Raw genomic sequence first — 7,409 nt, 5'->3', positions numbered from 1 at the left:
GGGGACCGGACGTGGAGGGAGGGGGGCGGGTGCCCGACCCCCCCCCCCCCTTCCGTGCCGCGCTCCGGCGGTCAGTCGCCGTTGACCCCCCGGGCCACCCGGGCGCCGATCTCCGGATCGATGTCGCTCCAGTACTTCAGGGCGCGCTGGAGGACGGCCAGGTCGTTGACCGCGCTCACGTGGCCCACGATGTTGGAGACCAGCCGGTCCCGGGCGGCGTCGTCCATGACGTCCCGGATCAGCGCGCGCGGCTGCGAGACGTCGTCGTCGTCCTCGCGCAGCCGGTAGGCCTCCCGCACCATCTCGGAGGCCTCCACCTTCCACCCGGCCGGTTCCACGCCCTGCTGGCGGTCCGCGTCGGGACCGCCGAAGGAGTTCGGGTGGTAGACCTGCCCGGTGTCGGGGGCGTAGTGGCGCATCGCCCCGTCCTTGCCGTAGGAGCGCACCGGCGCGTGCGGCCGGTTCGGCGGGAGCTCGTCGTAGTTCACCCCGATCCGGTAACGGTGGGTGTCCGGGTAGGAGAACATGCGGCCCAGCAGCATCTTGTCCGGGGAGGCACCGGTGCCCGGCACCATGTTGGACGGCTCGAAGGCGGCCTGCTCGATGTGGATGAAGTGGTTGTCGGCGTTGCGGTCCAGGGTCATCCGCCCGACCTCGATCAGCGGGTAGTCGCCCTTGGGCCACACCTTGGTGAGGTCGAAGGGGTTGTACCGGTAGCCCGCCGCCTCGTCGATCGGCATGATCTGCATGCTCAGCGTCCACGAGGGGTGGTCGCCGCGCTCGATCGCCTCGAACAGGTCGCGGCGGTGGTGGTCGGCGTCCTCACCCGCGATGCGGTCCGACTCCTCCTGGGTGAGGAAGTCGTTGCCCTGGTCGGTGCGGAAGTGGTACTTGACCCAGAACCGCTGGCCCTTGGCGTTGATCCACTGGTAGGTGTGCGAGCTGAACCCGTCCATGTTGCGCCAGGTCCGCGGGATGCCCCGGTCGCCCATGAGCCAGGTGACCTGGTGCGAGGTCTCCGGGGACAGCGACCAGAAGTCCCACTGCATGGTGTTGTCGCGCAGGCCGGTGCGCGGGTCGCGCTTCTGGGAGCGGATGAAGTCCTGGAACTTCTGGGGATCCCGGACGAAGAAGACCGGCGTGTTGTTGCCGACCATGTCGAAGTTGCCCTCGCGGGTGTAGAACTTCAGCGCGAACCCGCGCGGGTCGCGCCAGGTGTCCGGGCTGCCCATCTCACCCGCCACCGTGGAGAAACGGGCCAGCATCGGGGTCCGGCGCCCGGGCTGGAAGAGGTCGGCGCAGGTGTACTGGCTGACGTCGTTGGTCACCTGGAAGCTGCCGTAGGCACCGCTGCCCTTGGCGTGCACGACCCGCTCCGGCACCCGCTCGCGGTTGAAGTGCGCCATCTTCTCGACGAGGTAGGCGTCGTGGAGGACGATGGGGCCGTCGCTGCCCACACTCAGAGAGTGCTCGTCGCTGGGCGCGGGGATTCCCGCGTTGGTGGTGGTGCGCTCGGACTCCGGTCGTTTGTCGACCATGAACGATCTCCCCTTGTGGAAGTAGACGCGCGCGTCCCGGCTGTCGGGGCCGGGAGACTCGTGCGCGGGTCTACCCGAGGGCAGGTCAAGAGATGTGCCGCGGAGACTCAACTCACCCTTGGGGCGGGGCCTCGGCGCGCAGCGCCGCGGAGCCCATCCGCAGGAGCAGGGCGGACATCGCGCTCCGCGACAGCGGTCCCCGGCTGTGCGGAGTGGAGTTGAGCAGCCCGAACACGGCGTGCACCGAGGCCCGCAGGTCGGCGCGCGGGGACTCGGGGCGCAGCGCGGAGAGGACGGCCACCCACTCCTCCACGTAGCCGCGCTGGAGTCGGCGGACGCGGCGGCGGTCGTCGTCGGTGAGGTTGACCAGCTCGCGGTCGTGCACGGTGATGAGGTCGGGTTCCTCCAGGGAGAACTCGATGTGCCCGCGCAGGAGGGCCTCCAGCGCCTGCTCGGGGCCGTCCGCGCCGGTGACGAGTGCGCGCCCGCGCCGGGCGAGGCGTTCGCTGACGTCCACCAGGACCTCACCGAGCAGCGCCTCCTTGCCCGGGAAGTGCCGGTAGAGCGCGGGCCCGGTGGTGCCGACGGCGCGCCCGAGGTCGTCGATGGTCACGCCCCGGTAGCCGTGCGCGGCGAAGAGCCGGGCCGCCGCGCCCAGGATCGCCGTTCTCCGCTCGCCCGTGGGCCGCTGCCCCTGGGGTGCCGTCGCCATCCGACCACCTCTCCCCGCCCGTCCGCGTCGGTCCGACCCACCCGGACCCTGGACACCCATGTTAGTAGTTACTAACATCACTCCTGTTAGTGAGCATTAACATCCCTCCACGAGAGGACACCATGAGCAGGGCACCTGTGCTCGGTTCGGCGGTCGACACCGCCGGTCCCGCGTTCGCCGCCAACGACGCCGCGAACCGCGCGCTCGCGCTGGAGCTGCGGGGGCGGATCGCGACCGCGGCCCTCGGCGGCCCCGAGAAGACCAGGGCGCGCCACGTCGAGCGCGGCAAGCTCCTCCCCCGCGACCGCGTCGACCTCCTCCTGGACCCCGGTTCCCCGTTCCTGGAGATCGCCCCGCTGGCCGCCTACGGCCTCTACGGCCGGGACGGCCAGGACGCCCCCGGAGCCGGGATGATCGCCGGGATCGGCCGCGTGGCCGGACGGCCCACCGTCGTGGTGGCCAACGACGCCACCGTCAAGGGCGGCAGCTACTACCCGATGACGGTCAAGAAGCACCTGCGCGCCCAGGAGGTGGCGCTGCACAACCGCCTCCCCTGCGTCTACCTGGCCGACTCCGGCGGGGCCTTCCTGCCCATGCAGGACGACGTCTTCCCGGACCGCGAGCACTTCGGCCGGATCTTCTACAACCAGGCCACCATGTCCCGGGCGGGCATCCCGCAGATCGCGGCGGTCCTGGGCTCGTGCACGGCGGGCGGCGCGTACGTCCCGGCGATGAGCGACGAGGCGGTGATCGTCCGCGAGCAGGGCACGATCTTCCTCGGCGGCCCGCCCCTGGTGAAGGCGGCCACCGGCGAGGTCGTCACCGCCGAGGAACTGGGCGGGGGCGACCTGCACTCGCGCGTCTCCGGCGTCACCGACCACCTCGCGGACGACGACGCCGACGCCCTCACGAAGGTGCGGCGGATCGTCGACACCCTCGGCCCGACGGACCCCCCGGCCTGGGAGACGCGCGCCCCGCGCCCGCCCGTGCTCGACCCCGGTGAGCTCTACGGGGTGGTCCCCGCCGACACCCGCACCCCCTACGACGTGCGCGAGGCCATCGGACGCGTCGTGGACGGCAGCGAGTTCACCGAGTTCAAGTCCGAGTACGGCACCACCCTGGTCACCGGGTTCGCGCACGTCAACGGCCACCCGGTGGGGATCGTCGCCAACAACGGCATCCTGTTCGCGGAGTCGGCCCTCAAGGGCGCCCACTTCATCGAACTGTGCGACCGCCGCTCCATCCCGCTGGTCTTCCTCCAGAACATCTCCGGGTTCATGGTCGGCCGCGACTACGAGGCGGGCGGCATCGCCAAGCACGGCGCGAAGATGGTCACCGCCGTGGCCTGCGCCCGCGTCCCCAAGTTCACCGTGGTGATCGGCGGGTCCTTCGGCGCGGGCAACTACTCGATGTGCGGCCGCGCCTATTCCCCCCGCTTCCTGTGGATGTGGCCCAACGCCCGCATCTCGGTGATGGGCGGGGAACAGGCCGCCTCGGTGCTGTCCACCGTGCGCCGCGACCAGATGGCGGCGCGCGGCGAGGAGTGGCCGGTCGAGGACGAGGAGGCCTTCAAGGCGCCCATCCGCGACCAGTACGAGGAACAGGGCAGCCCGTACTACTCCACCGCGCGTCTGTGGGACGACGGGGTCATCGACCCCGCCGACACCCGCGACGTGCTCGCCATGGCCCTGTCCGCCGCCCGCCACGCGCCCCTGGAGCCGGTCGGCTACGGCGTCTTCCGGATGTGAGGAACCCTTGACCACCACACCACACACCACCGCGCCGCGCGGGGGCGTCACACGCGTCCTGGTCGCGAACCGGGGCGAGATCGCGCTGCGCGTCATCCGCACCCTGCGCCGCATGGGCGTCAGCCCGGCCGCCGTGTACACCGACGCCGACTCCGGCGCCCCGCACACCCTCGCCGCCGACGTGGCGCTGCGGGTGGACCACTATCTCGACGCCGAGGGGATCGTCGCCCTGGCCCTGGAGTGCGGGGCCACCGGAGTGCACCCCGGATACGGGTTCCTGTCCGAGAACGCCGGGTTCGCCCGGGCCTGCGTGGACGCCGGGCTGGTCTTCGTGGGCCCGCCCGCCTCCGCGATCGAGGCCATGGGAGACAAGATCCGCGCCAAGGACACCGTGGCCGCCGCGGGCGTACCGGTGCTGAGCGGGTTCACCGAGAAGCCCGGCCAGCCCATGGACGACGGCGATCTGGCGCGCGCGGCCGAGGAGACGGGCTACCCGCTGCTGATCAAGCCCTCCGCCGGGGGCGGTGGCAAGGGCATGCGCGAGGTGCGCTCCGCCGACACCCTCGCGGCGGACGCGGCCGCCGCACGCCGCGAGGCACTGGCCTCCTTCGGTGACGCCACCCTGCTCGTGGAGAAGCTGGTCCAGCGGCCGCGCCACATCGAGGTACAGGTCCTGGCCGACGGCCACGGCAACGTCCTGCACCTGGGCGAGCGCGAGTGCAGCCTCCAGCGCCGCCACCAGAAGGTGGTGGAGGAGGCCCCCTCCCCGCTGCTCACCGAGGAACAGCGCTCCGCCATGGGCGAGGCCGCCGTGGCCGCCGCCCGCTCCTGCGGATACGTGGGCGCGGGCACGGTGGAGTTCATCGCGGAGACCGGCCCCGACGGCGCACTGTCCTACTCCTTCCTGGAGATGAACACGCGTCTTCAGGTGGAGCACCCCGTCACCGAGGAGGTCGTGGCCGTGCGCGGCGAGCGCGGCGTGGACCTGGTGGAGCTCCAGGTGCGCGTGGCCTACGGGGAGGCGCTGCCCTTCGCGCAGGAGGACGTCTCGTGGATCGGGCACGCCGTCGAGTCCCGGGTCTACGCCGAGGACGCCGACCGGGGCTTCCTGCCCTCGGGCGGTCCGATCCTCCTCCTGGAGGAGCCCTCCGGACCCCACGTGCGCGTGGACTCGGGGATCGCCCAGGGCGGGTCGGTCACCTCGGACTTCGACCCCATGCTGGCCAAGGTCATCACCTGGGGGGCGGACCGGGGCGAAGCCCTGCGGCGGATGGACGGGGCCCTGGCCGCCCACACCCTTCTGGGCTGCGTGACCAACACCGCCTACCTGCGGCGCCTGCTGCGCCACCCCCGGGTGGTCGCCGGCGACCTGAGCACCGACCTCATCGCCACCGACCCCCCGGCGGGTGCCCCCGACCACCTCCCCGCCGTGTACACGGCGGCCGCCCTGGACCACCAGCTGGACCTGGAGGGTCCGCCTGACCCCGACCGGTTCGCCGTCCCGGACGGCTGGCGGATGGGCGGCCCGGCCTGGACACCGTGGCGCCTGCGCGCGCCCGGACACGAGGCCACCGTGGTGCGGGTGCGGCGGGACGGCACCGCCGGGCACTACCTGGTCCGGCTCGGGGACGACGCCCCCGTCGCCCTGCGGGCCCACCGCTCGGCCGACGGGACCCGGCTCACCGTCACCGACTCCACCGGCACCGTCACCTACGCCCGCGCCGACGACCCCGGCACCGACCACCGCTGGCTGGGGTTGGGCGGCGCCGCCTGGGGCCTGCACGAGGAACCCGTGGCCGCCGCGCTGCGCGAGGACGACGCCGCCGCCGACGGCACGGTGCGCAGCCCCATGCCCGGCACGGTGCTCGACGTCCCGGTCGCGGTGGGCCAGGCGGTCACCGCCGGGACCACGCTCGCCGTGGTCGAGGCGATGAAGATGGAGCACTCCGTGCCCTCACCCGTCGACGGGACCGTCGCCTCCGTGGCGGTCCGCCCCGGGGTGTCGGTGCCCATGGACGCCGTCCTGGTCACCGTCGAACCCCTCTCCGCGTCGGCCGGGGAACCGGCCGACGCCCCGACCACCCCCGAGGAGCAGCGATGAACCGCCACGAACTCTCGACCGAGCACGACGACCTCCGCGCCGCCGTGGAGACCTTCGCCCAGACCGAGGTCGCACCGGTGATCGGCGACTTCTACGAGCGGGGCGCCTTCCCGTACGACATCGTCGCCAAGATGGGCCAGATGGGCCTGTTCGGGCTGCCGTTCCCCGAGGAGCACGGCGGCATGGGCGGCGACTACTTCGCCCTGTGTCTGGCCCTGGAGGAGCTGGCCCGGGTGGACTCCTCCGTGGCCATCACCCTCGAGGCCGGGGTGTCGCTGGGCGCGATGCCGATCCACCGCTTCGGCACGGAGGAGCAGAAGAAGACCTACCTGCCCCGGCTCACCTCGGGCGAGGCCCTGGGCGCCTTCGGACTGACCGAACCGGACGGCGGCTCCGACGCCGGGGCGACCAGGACCACGGCCCGCTTGGAGGACGGCGAGTGGGTGATCAACGGGACCAAGTCGTTCATCACCAACTCGGGGACTGACATCACCGCACTGGTCACCGTGACCGCCGTGACGGGCCGCCGCGAGGACGGACGGCCGGAGATCTCGTCGATCCTCGTGCCCAGCGGGACGCCCGGCTTCTCCGTGGGCCAGAAGTACTCCAAGGTCGGCTGGAACGCCTCGGACACCAACGAGCTGGTCTTCGAGGACTGCCGGGTTCCCGAGGCCAACCTGGTCGGTGAGCGCGGCCGGGGCTACGCCCAGTTCCTGCGGATCCTGGACGAGGGCCGCATCGCCATCGCGGCGCTCTCCGTGGGCCTGGCGCAGGGCTGCGTGGACGAGAGCGTGCGCTACGCCCACCAGCGGCAGGCTTTCGGGAACAGCATCGGCCGGTACCAGGCGATCCAGTTCAAGATCGCGGAGATGGAGGCCCGCGCGTACGGCGCCCGCCTGGCCTACTACGACGCGGCCTCGCGGATGCTCGCCGGTGAGCCCTTCAAGAAGGAGGCGGCCATCGCGAAGCTGATCGCCTCCAACGCGGCGATGGACAACGCCCGCGACGCCACGCAGGTCTTCGGCGGCTACGGCTTCATGAACGACTACGCCGTGGGCCGCTTCTACCGGGACGCCAAGATCCTGGAGATCGGCGAGGGCACCAGCGAGGTGCAGAAGATGCTCATCGCCCGCGAGCTCGGCCTGCCCGCGTAGGCCACCCCGACCCGCGGCCCCGGAGACAACGGCGTCCCCGGGGCCGCGTCACGTCTGGGCCCGAACCTTTCGGGGGCCGGGCGCGTCAACCGTGCTGGAGCCCCTTCGTGTGTGACCACCCCGTCACTGGGAGAATGGGGCCGCATCGGACCCCCT

The 7,409-nt window shown here is 72.2% G+C and carries 5 protein-coding genes; 3 read left to right on the top strand and 2 right to left on the bottom strand.

The window, feature by feature from the left end; translation table 11 throughout:
* Positions 1-71: 71 nt before the first annotated feature.
* Together ACRWK8_RS20930 and ACRWK8_RS20925 are read right to left on the bottom strand one after the other, a co-directional pair.
* The gene (locus ACRWK8_RS20930; RefSeq protein WP_378742770.1) at positions 72-1,538 is read right to left on the bottom strand and encodes a catalase; all 1,467 of its coding nucleotides are present in this window, start codon (positions 1,536-1,538) and stop codon (positions 72-74) included.
* 112 nt (positions 1,539-1,650) lie between these two features.
* Positions 1,651-2,250, bottom strand: coding sequence for an SACE_7040 family transcriptional regulator (locus tag ACRWK8_RS20925; RefSeq protein WP_431872349.1), 600 nt, complete (start codon positions 2,248-2,250; stop codon positions 1,651-1,653).
* Between the two features lie 137 nt (positions 2,251-2,387).
* On the opposite strand from ACRWK8_RS20925, the gene ACRWK8_RS20920 reads away from it, so the two are divergent.
* Genes ACRWK8_RS20920 through ACRWK8_RS20910 form a run of 3 tightly spaced genes read left to right on the top strand, consistent with a single transcriptional unit; the run spans position 2,388 to position 7,253 of the window.
* Complete coding sequence (locus tag ACRWK8_RS20920) at positions 2,388-3,998, top strand: carboxyl transferase domain-containing protein (RefSeq protein WP_431872351.1); 1,611 nt, start codon at positions 2,388-2,390, stop codon at positions 3,996-3,998.
* A 7-nt stretch (positions 3,999-4,005) separates the two neighbouring features.
* The gene (locus ACRWK8_RS20915; protein ID WP_431872347.1) at positions 4,006-6,099 is read left to right on the top strand and encodes an acetyl/propionyl/methylcrotonyl-CoA carboxylase subunit alpha; all 2,094 of its coding nucleotides are present in this window, start codon (positions 4,006-4,008) and stop codon (positions 6,097-6,099) included.
* On the top strand, positions 6,096-7,253 hold the full coding sequence (locus ACRWK8_RS20910) for an acyl-CoA dehydrogenase family protein (protein ID WP_378742778.1): 1,158 nt from the start codon (positions 6,096-6,098) through the stop codon (positions 7,251-7,253). The genes ACRWK8_RS20915 and ACRWK8_RS20910 overlap by 4 nt, the downstream gene beginning before the upstream one ends.
* Positions 7,254-7,409 lie beyond the last annotated feature (156 nt).

Origin of the sequence: Nocardiopsis eucommiae (genome assembly GCF_965344335.1) — a bacterium.
Lineage (GTDB): Bacteria > Actinomycetota > Actinomycetes > Streptosporangiales > Streptosporangiaceae > Nocardiopsis > Nocardiopsis eucommiae.
This window is presented reverse-complemented; position numbering and strand designations above follow the sequence as displayed.